Below are 20,556 nucleotides of genomic sequence, written 5' to 3'. Positions count from 1 at the left end.
AGGCATGGTGGCTCGTCAGGAATTCGGTGACCCCGAAACCCGCCCGGAATCCGGCCTGTTGGACTTCTTCATCAGCTATTCACCGGCTGACGAGCGATGGGCGGCCTGGATCGCCTGGACGCTGGAGGAGGCGGGCTACCGGACGGTCCTTCAGGCCTGGGACTTCGTCCCGGGCACCAACTTCGTGGACTTCATGGACCGCGGCGTGAGTGAATCCGCCGCTGTCATCGCCGTCCTCTCCAGCAACTACGAACGCTCCCGCTACGGGCGCATGGAGTGGCAGGCCGCGCTGCGTGCCGACCCCGATGCACCGGAGCGCCGACTGCTGACCGTCCGGGTCGAGGACATCCCCGTCGAGGGACTGCTCGCCACCATCACCTACGTCGACCTGGTCGGCGTCACCGACACCGGCACCGCCCGCGAGATGCTGCTCACCCGGGTGGGCCAGGCACTCGACGGGCGGGCCCGGCCCACCAGCCGGCCCGGATACCCCGGAGGGCCGGGGACCGGCGCCGACGCCCCGGCACCGGGCATCCCGCGGCCGGTGTCCGGATCCGGCCGGCCGCTCGGCCGCCCCGGCTGGGCGGGACGCCGCCGCCCCGCGGTTTCGCCGCAGTACCCGCAGGAGTCCGGTGCGCACCACGCCCGGGAGGCGGTCACCGTGCTGCACCTGGCCGGACCCGCCTTCGGCCGCGGCCAGGACCCGGCCGAACTCCAGGCGGCCATCTGGGGCGACCTGGTCGAACTCACCGACGCCGGTGCGCCGGCGCCCGACCTCCTCGTCGTCACCGGCGACCTCACCGCCTCCGGGAGCCCCCGCGAGTGCGACCAGGCCCTCAGCTTCCTCACCGGCCTGCGCTCGCTGCTCGGCCTCGAACCGCACCGCCTCGCCGTCGTGCCCGGCGGCCAGGACGTCAGCCAGGCCGCCTGCCGCGCCTACTTCAGCACCTGTGAAGCCGACGAGATGCAGCCCAAGCCGCCCTACTGGCCCAAGTGGCGGCACTACGCACGGCTGTTCCACGAGCTCTACCAGGGCCTCGATGTCGTCTTCGACGGCGATCAGCCGTGGAGCCTCTTCCCCGTCCCGGAGCTGCGCACGGTCATCGCGGGCCTCAACTCCTCGATGGCGTACAGCCACCGGCCCGATGACCAGTACGGCTGGCTCGGCCCCGAGCAGGCAGCGTGGTTCGCCCAGGCCCTGCGCCCGTACGAGGAGGAGGGCTGGCTGCGCCTCGGCGCGCTGCGGCACCCGGTCGACGAGGACGGGGACCGCCCCGGCGCCACGCACGGCCCCGGCCGTCTCCGTGACACCGCCGCCCTCGCCCGGCTCACCGCGCCCCGGCTCCACCTCCTGCTGCACGGCCCCGACAGCGACCGCCGCGGCCCGTCCGTGCCGTCCGCCATGTCATCCCTCGCTCTCACCGCCGGGGAACTTCCCGTGTACGGCGCGGCCGGGCCCGCCCGGCACCAGCTCCTGCGCCTCACCCGCGACGGCCTCACCCGGTGGCACGAGCGGCCCGACACGGAACCGGAGCAGGTGGACACCGGCTGGCGGCGCGCCCAGCGCGTGTTCGGGCCGCCGCGTCCGCAGCCCGGCGCCGACGAGGGCGCGCCCGCCGTGCCGGCACCGCCCACCGCGGAGCCGAGTGTGCCGGGCCATGAGCCCGGGGTGGAGGCCCGGACCCTCGGCGACCCGCTCGACGAGCTGGTCGCCCGGGTCGCCGAGGTCTGCCGTACCCGCCACGAAGGCGCCCAGCTGCGTCGTATCACCGCCCGGCTGCCCCAACTCCTGGTCACCTGGACCGAGTCCGGGTTCGTCCGGCAGCAGCGGGTGGGGGTCTGCCACGGCACCCCCTCCGCCGAGGACATCGACGGCTTCCTCGACCACGTGCACGCCTCCGACACCGAACCCGACGCCGAACTCGTCCACGACGGGCCGGCGCCGGCCCGCGACCTGCGCGAGCGGGCCCGCCGCCGGGGCGTCCGCGTCCGCAGCTTCACCGAGTTCCAGGGCCTGCTGGACCTTCGCGACTATGTCGCTGCCCAGACCGAGCGGTTGCGCACCGACCAGCGCTACCGGCCCGACCTCTACCTCCCGCAGCGCTACCGGGAGATCGAACGGCCGGGCGGTGAGGAGCGCGACGGGCTGGTCGAGGACATGCTGCGGCTGCTCGACGCCGACCACGGCCGGTTCCTGCTGCTCCTGGGGGACTTCGGGCACGGCAAGACCTTCGCGCTGCGGGAGCTCGCCCGCCGAATCCCGGAGGAGATGCCCCATCTGGTACCGCTGTTCATCGAGCTGAACACCCTGGACCGGGCGTACTCCCTGGACGGCCTGGTCGCCGCTCACCTGGCCAACCACGGCGTCGACTCCGTCAACCTCCGGGCCTTCCGCTACATGTTCCAGCAGGGCCGGATCGTCCTGCTCTTCGACGGCTTCGACGAACTGGCCAACCGCGTCAGCTACGAGCGGGCCACCGACCGGCTCCAGGTCCTCCTCGACGCCGTCGTGGACCACGCCAAGGTCGTCGTCAGCAGCCGCAACCAGCACTTCAAGTCGCAGTCGCAGGTGCTCACCGCCCTCGGTGAGCGGGTCGGACTGCTGCCGCAGCGCCGGGTGCTCGCCCTTCAGGAGTTCACCCCGCAGCAGATCCGCACCTACCTGGCCAACCGCTACGGAGACGCACAGTCCGCCGACCGCCGGGTACGGCTCCTGGAAGGCATCCCCGACCTGTTGGCGCTGTGCCGCAACCCACGGCTGCTCAGCTTCGTCGCCGACCTCGACCACGACCGGCTGCGCGCCGTCGCCGGTGCCGGACGCGCGCTCAGCGCGGCGGGGCTGTACGAGGAGGTGCTGACCTCCTGGCTCCAGTTCGAGGAGCAGCGCGGCCAGGGCGGCGCGGGCGCCGCCCCCGGAATGAACCTCGACCAGCGGTGGGACGCGGTCACCACGCTCGCGCTGCGGCTGTGGTCCAGCGGCCGGAGCACCCTGAGCCTGGACGAACTCACCGATGTCGCGACGACGCTGACAGGGCTCGCGGACATCCAGCTGTCCCCCCGGGAGGCCGCCCACACCATCGGCTCCGGCAGTCTGCTGGTGCGCAGCGACGAGGGGCTGTTCCAGTTCATCCACAGCTCCATCGTGGAGTGGCTGGTCGCCTCCGAGTCCGCGTCCCGGCTCGCCCGCGGCGAGCACGAGCTGCTGGCCCGCCGCCCGTTGAGCCAGCTCACCGTCGAGTTCCTCTGCGACCTCGCCGACCACCGCACCTGCCAGGAGTGGGCGGAGCGGGTCCTGGACAGCGGGGACGAGAACGCCGACGGGGAGACGCGGCGGCGCGGTCCGGCCGACGAGGTCGCGCGGGCCAACGCGGTCAAGGTGCTCGCCCGTCTCCGGGTGCCCGCCCACACCGACCTGCGCGGTGCCGCGCTGGCAGGCGAGGACCTCTCCCACCGCGACTTCTCCGGCGTCGACCTCACCCGTGCCGACCTCAGCGACACCCAGCTGGTCGGCGCCAACCTCTCCGGAGCCGTGCTCCGCGAGGCCCGTCTGGTCGGCGCACGGATGGACGAGGCCGATCTGACCGGCGCCGATCTGCGTGGTGCGGACCTGCGCCGGGCCCGGCTGATCCGCGCCGACCTGCGCGGCATCCGGGCCGAGGGCAGCATCTGGAACCGGGCCGCGCTGATCGACACGACCACCGACGACGACACCCTGCTCAGCCCCGAGCTGCGCTCCGCCGCGACCGCTCCCGGCATGCCCGTCGACGCGGGCTTCCGCCCCTCCGCGGTCGGTGTGCCCTACGGCTTCGGCGTGCAGTCGGTCCGGTTGCCCGAGCCGGTCTCGTACAGCCCGGACGGCGAACTGCTCGCTGTGGGCAGCGAGGACGGCGGTGTCCTGGTGTGTGACGCCGCGACCGGCACCGCGCTGCGCACCCTCCAGGGGCACGTCGGCCGGGTCTACGCCGTGAAGTTCCGCCAGGGCCTGCTCGCCACCGGCGGGGCGGACGGCACGGTGCGGCTGTGGGACGCCGTCTCGGGTGCCTGTCTGCACCGGCTGGAGATCCACCCGAGCGGGGTGTGGCCGGTCTCCCTGGACGCCACCGGCACGCTGCTCGCCACCGGTGACGCGGAGGGCACCGTCACCCTGTGGGACGCGGCCTCCGGCACCCGGCGGCACGAGCTGTCCGGGCATGCGGCACCCGTCTTCACCGCGGTCTTCAGTCCCGACGGGCGCACCCTGGCCACCGGCGACGCGGCCGCGGGCGTCCGCCTGTGGGACACCCGCACGGGGCGGCTGCGCAGAGATCTGCCCGGCCACGAAGGCGTCTGCAACCGGGCGCAGTTCAGCCCGGACGGCACACTGCTGGCCACCGGCGACAACGGCAGCGGCCGGGGCGGCACGGTGCGGGTGTGGGACGTGGCGTCGGGACGGCTGCGCCACACCTTCACCGGCCACACCGGGCGCGTCTACACCCTGGACTTCCACCCGAGCGGCGCGCTGCTGGCCAGTGGCGACACCGACGGACAGGTGCGGCTGTGGGACCCGGTGTCCGGCACCCCGGTCGGGCAGCCCGGCCGGAGCGGCGGTGCCGTGTACCGGGTGGTGTTCGACCTGGACGGCAGCCTGCTGGCGGCGGGCGACAGTGACGGCGCGGTCCGGCTGTGGCGGGTGCAGCCCGCCACGGCGGGTGCCGATGGCCCAGGACGCCGCCCTGACCGCCCCGACCCCTCCGGCGACGCCCCCGGCTGGTCGGTGACCCCACTGCGCCAACAGCCCGCCGACCACCGCGGCTCCGTGTGGACGTGCCGGTTCCGGCCGCGCAGCGGTCTCAGCGGTGCCGGGTCCGGCCCCCTGCTGGTGACGGCCGGCAACGACGGCATGGTGCGCCTGTGGGATACCGCCAGTGGCCAGGGCCGGCGCATCCTGCGCGGCCACGGCCGCCGGATCGGCACGCTGGCCTTCAGCGCCGACGGCTCGTACCTGGCCGCCAGCAGCAACGACGGCTTCGTGCGGCTGTGGGAGCCGTCGACCGGCCGCCGCCTCCGGGAACTCACCGGACACAGCGACCGGTTGGTGTCGGCGGTCTTCAGCCCCGCCGGGGCCGGCCGGTCCGTCCTGGGGACCTCCAGCAACGACGGCGACGTGTACCTGTGGAACGCCGCCACGGGCGAGTACCAGCGGGAGATCGACGCCGAGACCGACCATGTGTGGGCCGAGGCCTTCAGCGGCGACGGCGAACTGCTCGCCACCGCGAACGACGACGACACGGTACGCCTGTGGTACCGCACCACGGGCACCCATGTCACCACGCTGTCCCAGCACCGGGGCCGGGTGCGGTCGATCGCGTTCAGCTCCGACAGCCGGCGCCTGGCCACCGGTTGCGACGACCGCGTCGTCCGTCTCTGGGACGTCCATAACAGCCGGCTGACCGCCGAACTCGACGGGCACCGGGACCGGGTTTACACGGTGGCCTTCGGGCCCGGTGACGCCTGGCTCGTCAGCGCGTCCTGGGACGGCGACGCGATCATCTGGGTCGACGGCCGGCCGGAACAGCGGCTCCGCGGTCACTCCGGCCGCCTGTGGACCGCCGCCGTCCACCCGAGCCGCCCCCTGGTCGCCACCGCCGGTGACGACCGGACCGTACGGCTGTGGGACCCGCGCGACGGCCGGCAGACCGGCGAACTGACCGGGCACACGGGCCGGATCCTCTCAGCCGCTTTCAGCCCCGACGGCTCGCTGCTCGCCACCGGCGGCGAGGACGGCACCGTACGGCTGTGGACCGTGCCCGCCCAGGGCGAGCCGTCCCTACAGGCCACCCTGATCGGGGTGCCCGGCGGCTGGGCCACGCTCACGTCTTCCGGTGGCTACAAGTACGAGGGCGACATCGCGGGCGAGTTCTGGCACGTGGTCGGCATGTGCCGCTTCGAGCCGGGCGAACTCGACGGCTTCCTCCCGGGGGTGCGCCGGCTGCCGATGACGGCACCGATAAGCGGCCCGGCGGAGGACGAGACCGAGCGGGGGTGAGCTCCGGGCCGGGCGGTGGTGTCGTCAGGCTCGATACCGAATTCGACCGCCGGTTTGTCCCTCTCAGCCCTCACCTCCTGCTGGCAGACCCGTGGGGTACGTGCGGGTGGTGGCGTCGGCGCCTCCTTGAGAGTTGAGAGGCCGGCCCACTCGGAGAAACGCCGGTGGGCCGTCGCCTCCGACGGCCCGACGTCGGCCATCACCCTGAGGCCGCGAGGGGACCTCAGGCACCACCCGCTGGAATTCACGCGGTCAACTGATCACGACGCCCCTGGAGGGGGCCGCTGCCCCCTCCCCCGTGCTCCCCGTGCCGTCAGCCGCGTCCGGTGAACTTCTGGCCCACCCCGAGGCCGCGCAGGCCGGCGAGGACCCGCGGGTCCTGGGCGTCCAGCCAGTCGCAGAGCTGGCGGAAGGAGACCAGCCGGACGTCCTTGTGTGTGCCGTCGGCCATGTACTTGAGCGCGTCCTCGACGGCGTCCATATAGATGCCGCCGTTCCACTTCTCGAAGTGGTTACCGATGAAGAGAGGAGCGCGGTTGGTCTCATAGGCCCGCTTGAAGCCGGCGATGTAGGCGCCGGTGGCCTCCTTCCGCCACTGGGGGTACTTGGCCGGCGGACCCTTGGTGACGTTGCTCGGCGACTGGTTGGCCGCCAAGTTGTAGTCCATCGAGAGGACCGGGAAGCTGTGGCCGGGGAAGGGTATCCCCTGTAGCGGAAAGTCCCAGAGGCCCTGCTTCTTGCCGGGCCACACCTGGAGCCCGCCCGGTGAGCTGGAGTCGTAGCGCCAGCCGAGCTTGCGGGCCGTGGGCAGCAGATTCGGCTGGCCGAGCAGCTGGGGGGTGCGGCCGCCGACGAGTTCCTTGGAGTAGTCGAAGGGCAGCGGATCGAGATCGGTGAAACCGGTGTTGGTACGCCACTTGGTGACGAAGTCCATGGCCTGCTGGATCTCGGATTCCCACTGCGCGGGCTTCCAATGGGCGACCGAACCGGGCCCGGTCCCGCCGAAGTGCCCGTTGAAGTGGGTGCCTATCTCGTGGCCCTCCAGCCACGCCGCGCGCAGGTTCTTCAGCGTCGCCTTGATGTGCTCGTCGGTGAGGAAGTCGATGTCGGAGGCGCCGACGGGGTTGTTCGGCGGCCGGTACAGCCGCCTCTTCGACTCGGGCAGCGCGTACAGCCCGGAGAAGAAGAACGTCATCGCCGCGTTGTGGTCCTTGGCGAGCTTGCGGAACCGCGGGAAGAGGCCGTCCCCCACGTCGCCCGCGCCGTCCCAGGAGAAGACGACGAACTGCGGAGGCTTCTGGCCCGGCTCCAGCTTCTCCGGTGCGGGCGGCTGGTTGGGCTGCTTTCCGGTGTACGCGGTCGAGCCGTCACCTATCGGCTTGGCCTGCGCCCCGGGCTCGGTGCCGACCTTGCCGGAAGAGCCCGACGGCCCGGAGAACGAGCAGCCTGTGACGGACAGCGCGGCCGCCGCTCCTACCCCGAGTCCCAATATGTTCCGGCGGCTGAATTCACGCATAACGGTCCCCGTCGCATTCGTTCGAAGTTCTGGTGAGTGAGGCGCCCAGAGAGGTGGGACACCTAGAGAGGTAGCGCAGCGGCTTCGCGGGTCGGCGCCGCAGCCGGCGCCCTTTGACGCACATGACTCTCACGGACATCGCTAGCGCACCGATAACGCCTCACTAACAGGCGTTACCAGGGATGAAGCCGATGCGGTCCTGCGACTCCGGCTTGTTGCCGTCGTCACTGTTCTGCTTGGTCACGGGAGACCAGGTGTTGCCGGGCTCCTTCGCAGGGCTCGGATGCAGTTCACGGAAGGGGCCGCCGCCGACTCCGGCTGCCCGTGGCGTCCCGTTCCCTTTCTTAGCGGGAGGTTAGATCTGGCGGCCCGGCCTTGTTCCGGGCTGTCGGTGCGCGCATGCTCTGGGCACCTCATCACCCCTCTCACCAGGGCCTTCTCGTCAGGAGCCGCCATGTCACCGTCCGCCAGCCTGCGCGCAACACCACCCGGCGGCGAGCGCGCCAAGCGCCGTCTCGCCCTGGTCGGCGGGTCGCTCGGAAATCTCGTCGAGTGGTACGACTGGTTCGTCTACGCCACCTTTGCGATCTACTTCGCCGACTCGTTCTTCCCCGGTGAGAGCCCGACCGCCCAACTGATGAATACAGCGGGAATCTTCGCCGTCGGCTTTCTGATGCGGCCGGTCGGCGGCTGGATCCTCGGACGTGCCGCGGACCGTCATGGCCGCAAGAGCGCGCTCACCCTCACCGTCGCCATGATGTCGGTGGCCGCCCTGCTCATCGCCGTCGCACCCACTTACGGGCAGGCGGGCTACTTCGGTGCGCTGGTGCTGTTGCTGGCGCGGCTGTTGCAGGGGATGAGCATCGGCGGTGAGTACGCCGCGAGCGCCACCTATCTGACCGAGGCGTCGGCCCGTGGGCGCCGGGGGCTGGGCTCGTCGATGCAGTATGTGTCGATGACCTGCGGCCAGTTGCTCGGCCTGGGCATCCTCATCACCCTCCAGCACACCCTCAGCAAGGACGAGTTGTCGAGCTGGGGCTGGCGGATCCCGTTCGTGCTGGGGGCGCTCTTCGCGGTGGTGGTCTTCTGGCTCCGGCGGCGCCTGGAGGAGACCGAGGCGTTCACCGAGGTGGCGGGAGCCGGCGGCCGGAAGGATGACACCCGCGGCACGCTGAAGGCACTGTGGGCGCACCGCCGGCAGGCGGCTCTGGTCATGGCGCTCACCCTCGGCGGCACGGTGGCCTACTACACGTACACCACCTATCTGACCAAGTACCTGATCGGCAGCGCGGGCATGGAGAAGACCACCGCGACGCTGGTGAGCTTCACCTCTCTGACGGTCTTCGCCGTGCTCCAGCCCTTCGCCGGGGCGCTGTCGGACCGGATCGGCCGCCGGCCGCTGCTGATCACCTTCGCGGTCGGCTGTACCGTCGGCACCTACCCGATCATGACCGCGCTGCGGTCCGCGTCGTCGTACTGGTCGGCGCTGGGGCTGTCCTTGCTCGCCCTGGTGATCGTCACCGGGTACACCTCGATCAACGCGGCCGTGAAGGCGGAGCTGTTCCCCACCGGGGTGCGTGCACTGGGCGTGGCACTCCCCTACTCGATCGCCAACGCGCTCTTCGGTGGTACGGCGGAGTACGTGGCGCTGTGGTTCAAGGACGCGGGCCACGAGACGATGTTCTTCTGGTACGTGTCCGGGTGTGCGCTGGTCTCCCTGATCACGTACGTGCTGATGCCGGACACCCGCGATGTCGCGCTCAGCCGGGCGGAGGCCGCATCCGAGCCGGCCGCCGTGCCGGACGCTCCTCTGGAAGCCAGGGGGTGATCTTCCCGGGACGCGGCCCGAAGCCGTGGTGCGGTGGTGGCCGCACCACGGCATCCGGTCAGGTCGGCCTCTTCCGCGAAGGCCGCCGATGGGATATGCCAGAAGGCATACTGTCCCAGGTGACAGGGGTATGACAGGGGTTGGCCCGCATGCACGCACTTCTGGTCGAGGACGACGACCGCATGGCCCACGCCCTCGGCACAGCCCTCGCCCAGCGCGGACACACCGTCCGCAGGGCCGGCCGAGCCTCGGACGCCCTGCAGCACGCGCACGAAGCCGAGTTCGTACTGCTCGACCTGGGCCTGCCGGACCTGGACGGGCTCGAACTGCTGCGGCGGCTGCGGGCCGTCTGTAGCGCACCCGTCATCGTGGTCACCGCCCGCTGCGGCGAGCGCGACATCGTGCAGGGGCTGCGGGCGGGCGCCGACGACTACGTGGTCAAGCCGTTCCGGACCGCTGAGCTGATGGCCCGCATCGATGCCGTACGCCGCCGCACGGACACCCCCTCCGGCGGGAGGGAGGCAGCTGGCGGGGAATCCGGCGGGCGGGTCCGCACCGGGGACGTCGAGATCGACCTGGCGGCCCGCTCCGTCACGGTGACGGGGGCGGAGGTGCGACTGACGCGCCGGGAGTACGACGTGCTGGCGTTCCTGGCCGCGCGGCCGGGCGAGGTGCACTCCCGCGAGGAGATCCTGGACCGTATCTGGGGCGATGTGTTCCTGACCGCCTCGCGCTCCCTGGACGTCCATGTGGCGGGTGTCCGCGCCAAGACCGGCAGGCCGGGCCTGATCCGTACGGTCCGTGGGTTCGGCTACCAGCTGGGTGACGGGGGCCGGGAGTACGGCCCATGAGACGCAGGCTGCTGGCGGTGCTGATCGTGCTCATGGGAGCGGCGGTGCTGCTGCTCTCCGTTCCGCTGGCCGGCACCCTCGCGCGGAGCCGGACCGAGCATCTGCTGCTCCAGCGGCGGGCCGACGCCGCGCGGTTCGCCGATCTCGCCGACCGGGTGCGCACCCCGACCGACCGGGCCGAGCTGTCCGCCGAAATCGTCCGGTACACCGAGCTGTACGGGGCCGGGGTGCTGGTCGTGAACGCGGCAGGGCATCCGGTGGCACGGGCCGGGACGGGCGCTCGGTCGGCCGCGGCCGACCGGGCGGTGGACGCCCGGAGCCAGGCGCTGACCGGCCGCCCGACGGCTGAGCTGCCGACGATCTGGCCCTGGGGTCCGTCCACGGCGGTGCTGGCCGAACCGGTGGGCCAGGACGAGCGGGTGAGCGGAGCAGTGGTGCTTGCCGCCCCCACCGACGCGGCGCGACGGGATGTGGCCGTCCGCTCGACGCTCATCGCCGCGGGTGCGCTCGCCGCGTTCGCCATGGCGGCCCTGGTCGCGGTGGGCATCAGCCGGTGGCTGATGCGGCCGGTGCGTGACCTGGACCAGGCCGTGGAGGGACTGGCCGCCGGCAGCCTCCGGCCACGCCGCCCACGACACCGGACCGCCCGAACTGCGCCGCCTGCGACAGCACTTCAACACCATGGCGGAGGCGGTCACCGACTCCCTCAACCGCCAGCGGGACTTCGTCGCCGACGCCTCCCACCAGCTGCGCAACCCTCTGGCCACCCTCGTGCTCCAGCTGGAGAACATCGAACCGCACCTCCGCCCCGGCCCCGGCCGGGCCGAGGTCTCCCGCGCACTCGACGAGGCCGAACGACTGGGGGACCTGCTCGACGGACTGCTCGCGCTGGCCCGGGTGGAGTCCGGCACCGCCGAACTGACCGAGCAGGACCTGTCGGCGGCGGTGCGTGAGCGGGTGGCCGCCTGGGGCTCCGTCTTCCGCAAGGCCGGTATCGAGCTGACCGCCGACGTCGGCGACGGTCTGCGGGGGCGGGTCCTGCCCGACGCCGTGGGCCGCATCCTGGACGCGTTGCTGGACAACGCCGCCAAGTTCGTACCGCCCGGCGGCCGGGTCGAGGTGTGCGCCGCGCTGCGGGACGGCACGGTCGTCGTACGTGTCACCGACGACGGCCTTGGCGTTCCGGATGACCAGTTGCCGACGCTGCTACGGCGTTTCGGCCGCGGCGCCCAGCATCAGAACACGCCCGGCAGTGGGCTCGGGCTGGCCATCGCCGACGAGATCGCCCGCCTCAGCGGCGGCCGGCTCGCCGTCGGCCACAACGCACCGCGCGGTCTCGCGGTGGAGCTCGCGCTGCCGGAGAAGGAGGGGAGGCAGTGACCGTCGTGTTCCTGCTGCCCGGTCTCGTTGCCGGTCAGCCGTAGGCGGAGCGGTAGTAGGCGACCGCGCCGGGGTGGAGCGGCACGCCTCCGGTGGAGAGGGCGAAGCGGGGCTCCAGCCGCGCCCCTGCCGTCACGTCCCGCAGCAGCTCGCGCCACTGGTCGAAGACCACCTGCAGCAGTGCGCGCACCACGCCTTCGGGCGCATCGGCCCGAGCCAGCAGGTAGTTGCCGACACCGATGGTGCCCACCGCGTCCCGCAGTCCGTACACCCCGGCGGGAAGCGTGACCGCCGAATACACCGGGCCGTAGCGCTCGCGCAGCGGGCCCACGAAGCCGTCCAGCGGCAGAAAGCGCAACGGGACGGTCCGCGCGAGCTCGGACAGTGCGGGCGTCGGTACGCCTCCGGACCAGATCAGCGCGTCGACCGAGCCCGCGCGCAGGGCCCGTACCGACTCGGCGAGGCCGAGCTGCCGCTCGCGCACCGCGCTGTCCCCGGTCAGCCCGGCCACGTGCAGCAACCGCCGCGCCAGCACCTGCACACCCGACCCCGCCGCGCCCGCGGCGACCGGTCGCCCGGCGAGTGCCCGGACCGTTCGGACCGGTCCGTGCGCGGGGACGACGAGGTGGGTGTAGTTCACATAGACCCGGGCCAGCGCCCTGACCGGGACCGGCCGGGAGAACTCGGCCCGTCCGTGCACCGCGTCCTCGGCGACATCCGCCATCGCCAGCGCAAGCTCCGCCGAGCCCCGGTCGAGCCGGTGCAGATTGTCCACGCTCGCCGCGGTGCCCACGGGCACGATCTTCAGTCGGCGGCCGCTCGCGGCGACGGCGTCGGCCAGTGCCTGGCCGAAGGCGTGGTACGGCCCGCCCTGCGGTCCCGTGGCGAACCGCAGCTGCTGCACGGGATCGGATTCCGCCGCGCACCCGGCCAGGACGGCGGCGAGCCCGCCGACGCCGAGCCTCAGCAGACTCCGGCGGTCGAGCCCCGCCTTCGCGCTGGTCACGGGCGGAGTGTAACCGCGGACCACACAGGGCGGCCACGCTTCGGGGCGGCGGAAACGGGCGGACAGGCCGCGGTCGAGCCCCGGAGTATGAGGTCTGGCTTCCGGCTCGGCCTCGGCTGACCGTGTGCGGTCCCTTCGCGTCAGGCGGTGGTGCGGACTGCGGCGAGGTCGAGGGCGATGTCGGTGATCATGTCTTCCTGACCGCCGACCAGCCCGCGGCGGCCGACCTCGATGAGGATCGCGCGGGCGTCGGTGCCGTAGCGGCGGGCGGCCGTCTCGGCATGGCGCAGGAAGCTGGAGTACACACCCGCGTAGCCGAGGGTGAGGGTTTCGCGGTCCACCCGCACCTCGCGGTCCTGGAGGGGGCGTACGACGTCGTCGGCGGCGTCCATCAGGGGGAACAGCTCGCAGCCGGGCTCCCAGCCCATCAGGTCGGCGACCGCGACGAACGCCTCCAGGGGGCAGTTGCCCGCTCCGGCTCCCTGGCCGGCGAGGGAGGCGTCGACCCGGGTGACGCCGTTCTCGACGGCGACGACCGAGTTGGCCACACCCAGCCCGAGGTTGTGGTGGGCGTGGATTCCCAGCTCGGTGGACGGGTCGAGGACGTCTCGGTAGGCGCGGACGCGGTCGCGTACACCGTCCATGGTGAGGTGGCCGCCCGAGTCGGTGACGTAGACGCAGTGCGCGCCGTAGGACTCCATCAGCCTGGCCTGCTGGGCCAGTTCGGCGGGTTCGGCCATGTGGGACATCATCAGGAAGCCGGCCACGTCCATGCCCAGGTCGCGGGCGGCGGCGATGTGCTGGGCGGAGATGTCGGCCTCGGTGCAGTGGGTGGCGACGCGCACCGAGCGGATGCCGAGGGCGTGTGCCCGGCGCAGGTCGTGCACGGTGCCGATGCCGGGCAGGAGCAGGGTGGTGGGCACCGCGTGGGTCACGGCGTCGCAGACGGCCTCGATCCACTCCCAGTCCGTGTGGGCGCCGACGCCGTAGGTGATGCTGGAGCCGGACAGGCCGTCGCCGTGGGCGATCTCGATCGCGGCGACTCCGGCGGCGTCGAGTGCACCGGCGATGGTGCGGGCCTGTTCGACGGTGTAGCGGTGGCGGACGGCGTGCATGCCGTCCCTAAGGGTCACATCCTGCACGTACAGGGTGTTCGGCCGGGGCGCGGTCATCGGGAAACCACCTTCGTGGTGCGGTGGGCGGCCATGCGCTCGGCAGTGCGCAGGGCGGCCGAGGTCATGATGTCGAGGTTGCCGGCGTAGGCGGGCAAGTAGTGGGCGGCGCCCTCCACTTCGAGGTACACCGACACCTTGGCGGCCTGGCCGGACCGGGAGGCGGCCGGCAGAAGGGAGCGCAGTGGGTCGTCCATGGCGACGCGTTCGAACTGCACCTTCTGCTTGAGGCGGTAGCCGGGGACATAGTTCTGGACGCGTGCGGCCATCTCCTCCACGGAGGCGGTCACGGCGGCGTCATCACAGTCACCGACGAGGCAGTGCACGGTGTCCCGCATGATGAGGGGCGGTTCGGCGGAGTTGATGACCATGATGGCTTTGCCGCGGGCCGCGCCGCCGACCTGCTCAAGAGCCGACGAGGTGGTCTCGACGAATTCGTCGACGTTGGCCCGCGTGCCGGGGCCCGCCGAGCGGGAGGAGAGGGAGGCGACGATCTCCGCGTAGTGGACCGGGGTCACGGCGGCGACGGCGGCCACTATGGGGATGGTGGCCTGCCCGCCGCAGGTGACCATGTTGACGTTGGGCGCGTTCAGATGGGCGTCGCCGTTGACCGGCGGTACCACGTAGGGGCCGAGCGCGGCGGGGGTGAGGTCGACGACCGTGCGGCCCAGTGTGCGCAGGACCTCGTCGTGACGCTTGTGCGCGCCGGCAGACGTGGCGTCGAAGACGAGGGACACGTCCGCGAACTCGTCCATCTCGACCAGGCCGTCCACGCCCTCGTGAGTGGTCGCGACCTTCAGCCGTCGGGCGCGTGCCAGGCCGTCGGAGGCGGGGTCGATGCCGGCCATGGCGGCGATCTCCAAAGAGTCGGAGAGCCGCAGAATTTTGATCATGAGGTCGGTGCCGATGTTGCCCGAGCCGATGACGGCGACCTTCGTGGTCATGCTCCGGTTCCTTCCGTGGCGGAGGCAGCGAACGCGGTGGTGACCGTGCCCAGTCCTTCGATGTGGGCGGTGAACTCGTCGCCTTCGGCGGCGACGGCCATCGGGCCGAGCGCGCCGGTCAGGACGATGTCGCCGGCCCGCAGCGGCTCGCCCAGGCCGGCGAGGGTGGCGGCGAGCCAGCGGGCGGCGGTGAGCGGGCTGCCCAGGCAGTCGGCGCCGGTGCCCCGTGAAACGGTCTCACCGTTCCTGGTCAGGGTCATCCGTACGTCGCGCAGATCGACCCGGTCCAGCGGTACGGGAGTGCCGCCGAGGACGAACAGGCCACAGGAAGCGTTGTCGGCGACCGTGTCGACGATGCTGATGTCCCAGCCGGCGATCCGGCTGTCGACGATCTCCAGCGCGGGCAGGGCGAACGCCGTGGCACGCAGCAGGTCGGCGACGGTCGGGTCCCGGTGCGGAAGATCCGCGACGAGCACCAGGGCGACCTCCGCCTCGATCTTCGGCTGCAACAGCCGGCCGGGGGCGATCAGTTGCCCCTCGGGCACCGCCATGTCGGCGAACAGGGCGCCGAAGTCGGGCTGGTCGACACCGAGCTGGTGTTGCACGGCGGGCGAGGTCAGGCCGACCTTCCGGCCTGCCAGGCGCCGGCCGGCGGCGATGCCCCGATCGACGTTCAGCCGCTGCACCGCGTAGGCAGCCTCGATGTCCGCCTCGGGCAGCCGATGACGCACCGGAGGGCACGGGACGCCGGCGCGGGCGGCTTTGTCCAGGACGGCCGCCACCTCGGCCACCGGACCGGCGGACTCATGGTCGTTCATGCTTCGCCCCTGTCGGGAGCGGCGCCAAGGGGCTGCGGGATGGGCATGCGGGTTACCTCCAGAAGGGAGCGGAGCTGGTGAGGGGCTCGGTACGGGCGTGCGGGCCATCGCTGTGACGCATGCCAGGTATAGGCGCGCATCGTGAGCAACGGCAAAACATGTTCCATGACACGGAACAGCTGGCAGGGAAATATGCTGGACAAGGCAGTGGCAGTCCTGGATTACTTTCGGCCGGATGCCGGATCGTTCCGCCTCACGGAACTCTCGGGGTGGCGGAGGAGGTGCTGCCGGGCGATGGACCCGTCAGCCGCCGGGAATGCCTGCGCCACTCAGCGACGGAACCGTGCTCTCCGGGCGGCCCAGAGAGCGGGCCGCGGCCTGAAACTGGGCGAGTTTGCCGATGATGGTCCGGCCGACCGGGAGGTGACCCCAGATGCTGATGCCCTGGTGAGTGGTGGGCTCCCAGGTGGTCTCGTCGACAACGATGGGGTTCCAGCCGACCTCCCACTCGAAGCCCGATGGAGTGCGGGCGTAATAGGAGAGTTCCTTGTCGTTGGTGTGCTGGCCGACGGACAGGGCCATGTCGAAGCCGAGTTCGTGCACGCGCTGGTAGCTCTGGGCCAGGTCGTCAAGGCCGGCGGCCTGGACGTTGAGGTGCTGCACGCGGGTGCGGACCGCATCGATCGGCAGGCCGCGGGCGGCGGCGATCGCGATCGAGTGGTGGCGTTCGTTGACGCGCAGGAAGCGAATCTTGAATTTGACGCCGCTGAAGGTCTCGTCGATGTAGTCGGTCAGGCGGGCGTCAAAGACGGTGTGGAAGTAACTCCGGGTCTGCATCGGCTTGGTGGAGGTCAGCGCGATATGCCCCATGCCGCCCTCGCCGGTGACAAAGCCCGAGGCGAGCATGCGCAGCGGCTCGGCCGACGTCACCGGGGTGGTGCAGATCTCCTGTGTGATGCCCTTGGGGCCGGGGAAACGCAGCAGGCGCTCGACGCCGCGCAGGGCGGCTTCCTCGTCGGTGCCGACGGTGAGCGGGACACCGTGGGCACGGATGCGGGCCTCGATGCGTTCGAAGGTGGCGTGGTCGTCGACGTGCCAGCCGGTGGCGACGACGTCCTCGGCAGGGCCGCGCCGGATGAGGAAGCGGCATTCCTGGTCGTCGAGGCGGAAGCGCATCAGGTTGCGGGAGAGGGCGTCGTGGTGCATGCCGATGGCGTCGGTGCCGAAGCGGCGCCAGTCGGCGAAGCGGTTGGTCTCGATGACGATGTATCCGAGGTGGACGGCACCGAAGACGGACGAGGCGTCATGTGTGGTCATCGGCGGCCGGCCAGGAAGTCTGCGCACAGGCGGTTGAACAGATCGGTGCGCTCGAACTGCACCCAGTGCCCGGTGTTGGCAACGAGGTACAGGTCGCAGTTGGGCATGCGGTCGGCCAGCATCCGGCCGCCGGACGGACGGTTGACCTTGTCCTCCGCGCCCCACAGAACGAGGGTGGGCACGGGCAGTCGATTCAGGCGCGGGTCGCGGGTGAAGTCCATCTTCCACAAGGTGCGCAGCCCGGCGGGGCGTTGCAGCGGCGGGGAGGCGATCACCTCGGGGTCGATGCTGGCCTGGTAGCGCTCCTCGATGGCGGAGTCCGGGACCTCGGCGGCGTTGAAGACGAGGTAGTTGCGGATGAACGTCTCCAGCTTCAGCCGCGAGGGTCCGTCGCCGGTGTAGTAGCCCAGCAGGTTGTTGAGCCCGGGAGTGGGCAGGGCACGGGTGTTGCCGACCCCGCCGGGGCCCATCAGCACCATGCGGTCGACCCGCTCAGGGGTGTCCAGGGCCAGCCGCAGGGCACAGGCGCCACCGTAGGAGTTGCCGACCAGATGGGCCTTGTCCAGGCCGAGTGCGTCCATCAGGCCGCGGATACCGTTGGCCAGGTAGCCGAAGGGGTCGGCGCCGTCGACGCCCTTGGTGCTGCGCCCGTAGCCGGGCAGATCGGGCACGATGACCCGGTACTCCTTGGCCAACTCGGCAATGTTGCGTGCGTAGTTGGAGACGCCGGAGGCACCGGGGCCGCCGCCGTGCAGCAGCAGCACGGGCGGACCGTCGCCCGTCTCCGCGGCGAAGATCTTCATTCCGCCGATGTCATACGTCGTCTCCTGCATCATCGGCAGGTCGGCATGCGGAGTCATGGTGTCGTCCTCACTGGCTGGTGTTCGCGGTCGGGCGGGGCGCGTCGGCCGGGGCCAAGCCCGCTGGAAGGGTGTCGGGTGTGCGGAGCGGCTGCGGAGACGCAGCCGTGGGGTCGCAAGGGCGAAGGCGCCCGTACGGCGGGTGGTCATCCAGAGCAGCAGGACGCTTTCCCTGGCCAATCGCGGCCGGGGACCCAGCTGCCCACCGCCACCGTCGTACGCATGCGTCTCCGGCGCCGTTTCTGGCGCCGACTTCTCTCACCGGCGATCTGACGGTCGCCGTCTCGTCGTGCAGCTTACTGTAGCGTTCACTCCAATTGGAATGAACGCTACAGTAAGCTCGACGCCGGATACGGTCAAGGGCGAACACAACAGGAGGGAAATGCCATGACCGGGCCCCACACGACGCGCCGGAAGCGGGCGAACGGAATGGAGTCGCGGCAGCGCATCCTCGATGCCGCCGTGGAGATCGCGGGTGAGCGCGGGTACGAGGGCACGTCCATCGCGGCCGTCAGCGCCAAGTGCGGACTGCCCGCGAGCTCGATCTACTGGCATTTCAAGGACAAGGACGACCTGATCGCCGCGGTCATCGAGCGCAGCTTCGACAGCTGGCTCGCCGCGGTCGAACTGCCGGGCGAGGAGACGGGCACGTCCCTTCAGAGGGTCACCGTCATGGCCGCGAACGTGGCCAAGTCACTGGTCGACGCGCCCGACTTCCTACGCCTCGGCCTCATGCTCGCCCTGGAGCGGCGACCCACCGAACCCCGAGGCCGGACCGTGTTCCTCCAGGCCAGGGAAGTCGCACGCCGGAAGGTCACCGAGATGCTGCAAACCCTCTTCCCCGAGTTGGCCGAGGCCGAGATCCATACGCTCACGACGTACGCCATCGCGGGCGCCGACGGACTGTTCGTACAGCGAGAGATCACCGGGGACGCCATCAACCTGAGAGCACTGTTCGAACTGCACGCCCAGTCGGTGCACGAGATGGCACACCGCATGGCGGCCGGAGCGGGCCGGTGACCGTCGCCGGACCTGGGTTTCCCGGCGACGTCCGGGATCCGGCCGGCTGTGCGCGAGACCGAAAACCAATGTGGCGCCGACCGGGCCGTTGACGGACAGGGGCCGGCCTGGACTTGGCACACCTACGCAGTCCGGCTGGACAACGTCGTCCGAAGCCCATGTTCGAGCGATGCGTCGGACTCGCCTGGACGAAAGCGTCTCGCGGACCATCACCAGCTGATCCTGACCAACCACAGGTCCGGCTCCGGGAACGGCGGGTTAGCGGTGGGTGAAGCGGGTGGTGAGAGTGACGGTGGTGAGGCCCTTGATCATTCCGGCCCTGTTCCAGCCCATCCCGAAGTCGTTGCGGTCGATGGCGACCTCGCCGCTGAGGGTCACATCGTTCGGGCCGGCGGCAGTGGCGCGCGCGGTGAAGGTGAGTGGGCGGGTCGTACCGAGCACAGTGAGGCGGCCGGTGACCTTGGCGGTTCCGGCGCCGTCGGCGACGACGCGGGCGGCGGTGAAGGTGAACGTCGGATACCTCTCGACATGGAAGAAGTCCGCGGAGCGCAGGTGGTTGTCGAGCTTGGCCTGCTTGCTGAGGATCGACGCCGCCTCGATGGTCAGCGTGCCGTGCGCGGAACCGTCGGGGCCGATTTCGCCTTCGCCGCTGAGCTTGATGAAGGCGGCCTTGATCGTGGCCAGCCCCCACATCGACTTGTGCTTGATCTCCACTGATGACTTGGTCGCGTCCAGGACCCAGAGACCGGCGCTGAGGTCGGACAGTCTGGTGGAGGGCTGGGCGGGGTTGGTGGTGTGGTTCGTCATGGCGATCGCCTTTCACGGTGGGGCAGGGGTTGGGGGCCTTCGTTGTTGCGTGGCCCGGCGGTTCCTGCATCGCCGGGCCACGCGCGGGTCAGGCGAGGCCGATCTGCTGGTAGAAGGTCTGGTTGTCCCAGAAGAGGAACTCCTCCTTCATCACTCCGTCCTTGTTCCAGATGCCGACCGTGACCATGTTGATGGAGAACTTCTTGCCCGTCGGCTGGATGAAGCCGCCCTTGCCGTCGGGCATGGGGCGGGTGAAGGTGCCCTGCATGACGCCGGTCACCGAGGTCAGATTGCCCTTGGCGATGCGGTTCGGATGCTCGGTGATGCGCGTGTCCGGCGCCCAGACGAACTGGCTCTTCATGTCGGCGATGTGCCGGTCGAGGCCGTCTGTGTAGTGGCCGTCGGGCCAGTGGACGCGGATGTTCTGCGCGTGGCTCTCACCGACCCGGTCCCACTTCTGACCGGAGTAGACGTTGAAGTCCAGCTCGTCGAAGGCCTCCAGATTCTTGCGCTCCTCATGGGTCAGGTTGGTCGGCCAGGACGACTCGGTCTGCGAGGTGGAGGCCGGGTCTCCGAACAGTTCCCAGTCGCCCGTGGTCGCGGATGCCAGGCCGGTTCCGGTGGCTACCGCGGTGAGGACGAGGGCGCCCAGGGCAGCGGCGCCCGCGCCCCTCAGGACCTTGCGGCGGTTGATCATGTCGATTCCTTGTCTACGAGATCACCCGGAGGAAGGGCGAGACCTTAGAAGGCGGCTCTCGCCGCAGTTGCAGCCTGGGGCTACGTAGGGCTCCCATCAGGGGGTTCCCCATCCGGTAACTTGAACCTTCAACCTCGAAGCTAGTGCGTCAAACTTGAAGCGTCAAGTGAAGTGGGGTGAATTTGACTTGAAGGATCAAGCTAGGATGAGGTCATGGACACACATGAACCCCGCTGGCTGAACGCCGAGGAGAGGCAGACCTGGCTCTCCCTGACCGCCATGGTGATCAACCTGTCGAACGCGCTGGACACCCAA

At 70.9% G+C, this 20,556-nt stretch carries 14 protein-coding genes; 5 read left to right on the top strand and 9 right to left on the bottom strand.

Annotated features, from left to right (window positions below):
• Positions 1 to 4: 4 nt before the first annotated feature.
• A complete protein-coding gene (locus AC3EUV_RS28835) occupies positions 5 to 6,025 on the top strand; it encodes a WD40 domain-containing protein (protein ID WP_435604205.1) in 6,021 nt (2,006 codons plus the stop codon).
• A 313-nt stretch (positions 6,026 to 6,338) separates the two neighbouring features.
• Here AC3EUV_RS28835 and AC3EUV_RS28830 read toward each other — a convergent pair whose 3' ends face one another.
• The gene (locus AC3EUV_RS28830) at positions 6,339 to 7,541 is read right to left on the bottom strand and encodes a polysaccharide deacetylase family protein (protein WP_432142551.1); all 1,203 of its coding nucleotides are present in this window, start codon (positions 7,539 to 7,541) and stop codon (positions 6,339 to 6,341) included.
• Positions 7,542 to 7,995: 454 nt separating this feature from the next.
• On the opposite strand from AC3EUV_RS28830, the gene AC3EUV_RS28825 reads away from it, so the two are divergent.
• The 3 genes from AC3EUV_RS28825 (at position 7,996) to AC3EUV_RS28815 (ending at position 11,600) form a co-directional block, all read left to right on the top strand.
• A complete protein-coding gene (locus AC3EUV_RS28825) occupies positions 7,996 to 9,369 on the top strand; it encodes an MFS transporter (RefSeq protein WP_432142550.1) in 1,374 nt (457 codons plus the stop codon).
• 149 nt (positions 9,370 to 9,518) lie between these two features.
• Positions 9,519 to 10,220 (top strand): response regulator transcription factor, encoded by a 702-nt coding sequence (locus AC3EUV_RS28820; RefSeq protein ID WP_432142549.1) that lies wholly within the window; start codon positions 9,519 to 9,521, stop codon positions 10,218 to 10,220.
• Positions 10,221 to 10,793: 573 nt separating this feature from the next.
• Positions 10,794 to 11,600 carry a sensor histidine kinase gene (locus tag AC3EUV_RS28815; RefSeq protein WP_435604204.1) on the top strand — a complete coding sequence of 269 codons (807 nt, stop codon included), beginning with the start codon at positions 10,794 to 10,796 and terminating at the stop codon, positions 11,598 to 11,600.
• A gap of 34 nt (positions 11,601 to 11,634) precedes the next feature.
• On the opposite strand, the gene AC3EUV_RS28810 is transcribed toward AC3EUV_RS28815, so the two are convergent.
• The 6 genes from AC3EUV_RS28810 to AC3EUV_RS28785 form a co-directional block, all read right to left on the bottom strand.
• Positions 11,635 to 12,606, bottom strand: a complete 972-nt coding sequence (locus AC3EUV_RS28810) for a TAXI family TRAP transporter solute-binding subunit (protein ID WP_435604203.1) — start codon at positions 12,604 to 12,606, stop codon at positions 11,635 to 11,637.
• Positions 12,607 to 12,746: 140 nt separating this feature from the next.
• Complete coding sequence (gene dmpG, locus AC3EUV_RS28805; RefSeq protein WP_435604202.1) at positions 12,747 to 13,778, bottom strand: 4-hydroxy-2-oxovalerate aldolase; 1,032 nt, start codon at positions 13,776 to 13,778, stop codon at positions 12,747 to 12,749.
• The gene (locus tag AC3EUV_RS28800) at positions 13,775 to 14,722 is read right to left on the bottom strand and encodes an acetaldehyde dehydrogenase (acetylating) (protein ID WP_435604201.1); all 948 of its coding nucleotides are present in this window, start codon (positions 14,720 to 14,722) and stop codon (positions 13,775 to 13,777) included. The genes dmpG and AC3EUV_RS28800 overlap by 4 nt, the downstream gene beginning before the upstream one ends.
• Positions 14,719 to 15,540: a 2-keto-4-pentenoate hydratase gene (gene mhpD / locus AC3EUV_RS28795; protein WP_432142545.1), complete on the bottom strand. Its 822-nt coding sequence runs from the start codon at positions 15,538 to 15,540 to the stop codon at positions 14,719 to 14,721. Before mhpD ends, AC3EUV_RS28800 begins: the two co-directional genes overlap by 4 nt.
• A 303-nt stretch (positions 15,541 to 15,843) precedes the next feature.
• A complete protein-coding gene (locus tag AC3EUV_RS28790) occupies positions 15,844 to 16,857 on the bottom strand; it encodes a VOC family protein (protein ID WP_432142544.1) in 1,014 nt (337 codons plus the stop codon).
• Positions 16,854 to 17,717, bottom strand: coding sequence for an alpha/beta fold hydrolase (locus tag AC3EUV_RS28785; protein ID WP_435604200.1), 864 nt, complete (start codon positions 17,715 to 17,717; stop codon positions 16,854 to 16,856). The genes AC3EUV_RS28790 and AC3EUV_RS28785 overlap by 4 nt, the downstream gene beginning before the upstream one ends.
• A 387-nt stretch (positions 17,718 to 18,104) precedes the next feature.
• On the opposite strand from AC3EUV_RS28785, the gene AC3EUV_RS28780 reads away from it, so the two are divergent.
• Positions 18,105 to 18,737 carry a TetR family transcriptional regulator gene (locus tag AC3EUV_RS28780; RefSeq protein ID WP_432142542.1) on the top strand — a complete coding sequence of 211 codons (633 nt, stop codon included), beginning with the start codon at positions 18,105 to 18,107 and terminating at the stop codon, positions 18,735 to 18,737.
• A gap of 258 nt (positions 18,738 to 18,995) precedes the next feature.
• Here the strand turns inward: AC3EUV_RS28780 and AC3EUV_RS28775 are convergent, their stop codons facing one another.
• Both AC3EUV_RS28775 and AC3EUV_RS28770 read right to left on the bottom strand, forming a co-directional pair.
• A complete protein-coding gene (locus tag AC3EUV_RS28775) occupies positions 18,996 to 19,544 on the bottom strand; it encodes a YceI family protein (protein ID WP_435604199.1) in 549 nt (182 codons plus the stop codon).
• An 88-nt stretch (positions 19,545 to 19,632) separates the two neighbouring features.
• The gene (locus AC3EUV_RS28770; RefSeq protein WP_435604198.1) at positions 19,633 to 20,241 is read right to left on the bottom strand and encodes an ester cyclase; all 609 of its coding nucleotides are present in this window, start codon (positions 20,239 to 20,241) and stop codon (positions 19,633 to 19,635) included.
• Positions 20,242 to 20,556: the final 315 nt, after the last annotated feature.

The organism is Streptomyces sp. bgisy130 (assembly GCF_057708345.1).
The sequence above is the reverse complement of the archived record's forward strand: the minus strand, read 5'-3'. Positions and strand labels throughout refer to the sequence as shown.

Excerpts from the sequence above, each read along its gene's own strand:
- dmpG (WP_435604202.1), bottom strand. The coding sequence starts at position 13,778 with ATGACCGCGCCCCGGCCGAACACCCTGTACGTGCAGGATGTGACCCTT.
- AC3EUV_RS28770 (WP_435604198.1), bottom strand. The coding sequence starts at position 20,241 with ATGATCAACCGCCGCAAGGTCCTGAGGGGCGCGGGCGCCGCTGCCCTG.
- AC3EUV_RS28790 (WP_432142544.1), bottom strand. The coding sequence starts at position 16,857 with ATGACCACACATGACGCCTCGTCCGTCTTCGGTGCCGTCCACCTCGGA.
- AC3EUV_RS28800 (WP_435604201.1), bottom strand. The coding sequence starts at position 14,722 with ATGACCACGAAGGTCGCCGTCATCGGCTCGGGCAACATCGGCACCGAC.
- AC3EUV_RS28780 (WP_432142542.1), top strand. The coding sequence starts at position 18,105 with ATGACCGGGCCCCACACGACGCGCCGGAAGCGGGCGAACGGAATGGAG.
- AC3EUV_RS28825 (WP_432142550.1), top strand. The coding sequence starts at position 7,996 with ATGTCACCGTCCGCCAGCCTGCGCGCAACACCACCCGGCGGCGAGCGC.
- AC3EUV_RS28775 (WP_435604199.1), bottom strand. The coding sequence starts at position 19,544 with ATGACGAACCACACCACCAACCCCGCCCAGCCCTCCACCAGACTGTCC.
- AC3EUV_RS28830 (WP_432142551.1), bottom strand. The coding sequence starts at position 7,541 with ATGCGTGAATTCAGCCGCCGGAACATATTGGGACTCGGGGTAGGAGCG.
- AC3EUV_RS28785 (WP_435604200.1), bottom strand. The coding sequence starts at position 17,717 with ATGACTCCGCATGCCGACCTGCCGATGATGCAGGAGACGACGTATGAC.
- mhpD (WP_432142545.1), bottom strand. The coding sequence starts at position 15,540 with ATGAACGACCATGAGTCCGCCGGTCCGGTGGCCGAGGTGGCGGCCGTC.
- AC3EUV_RS28820 (WP_432142549.1), top strand. The coding sequence starts at position 9,519 with ATGCACGCACTTCTGGTCGAGGACGACGACCGCATGGCCCACGCCCTC.
- AC3EUV_RS28835 (WP_435604205.1), top strand. The coding sequence starts at position 5 with ATGGTGGCTCGTCAGGAATTCGGTGACCCCGAAACCCGCCCGGAATCC.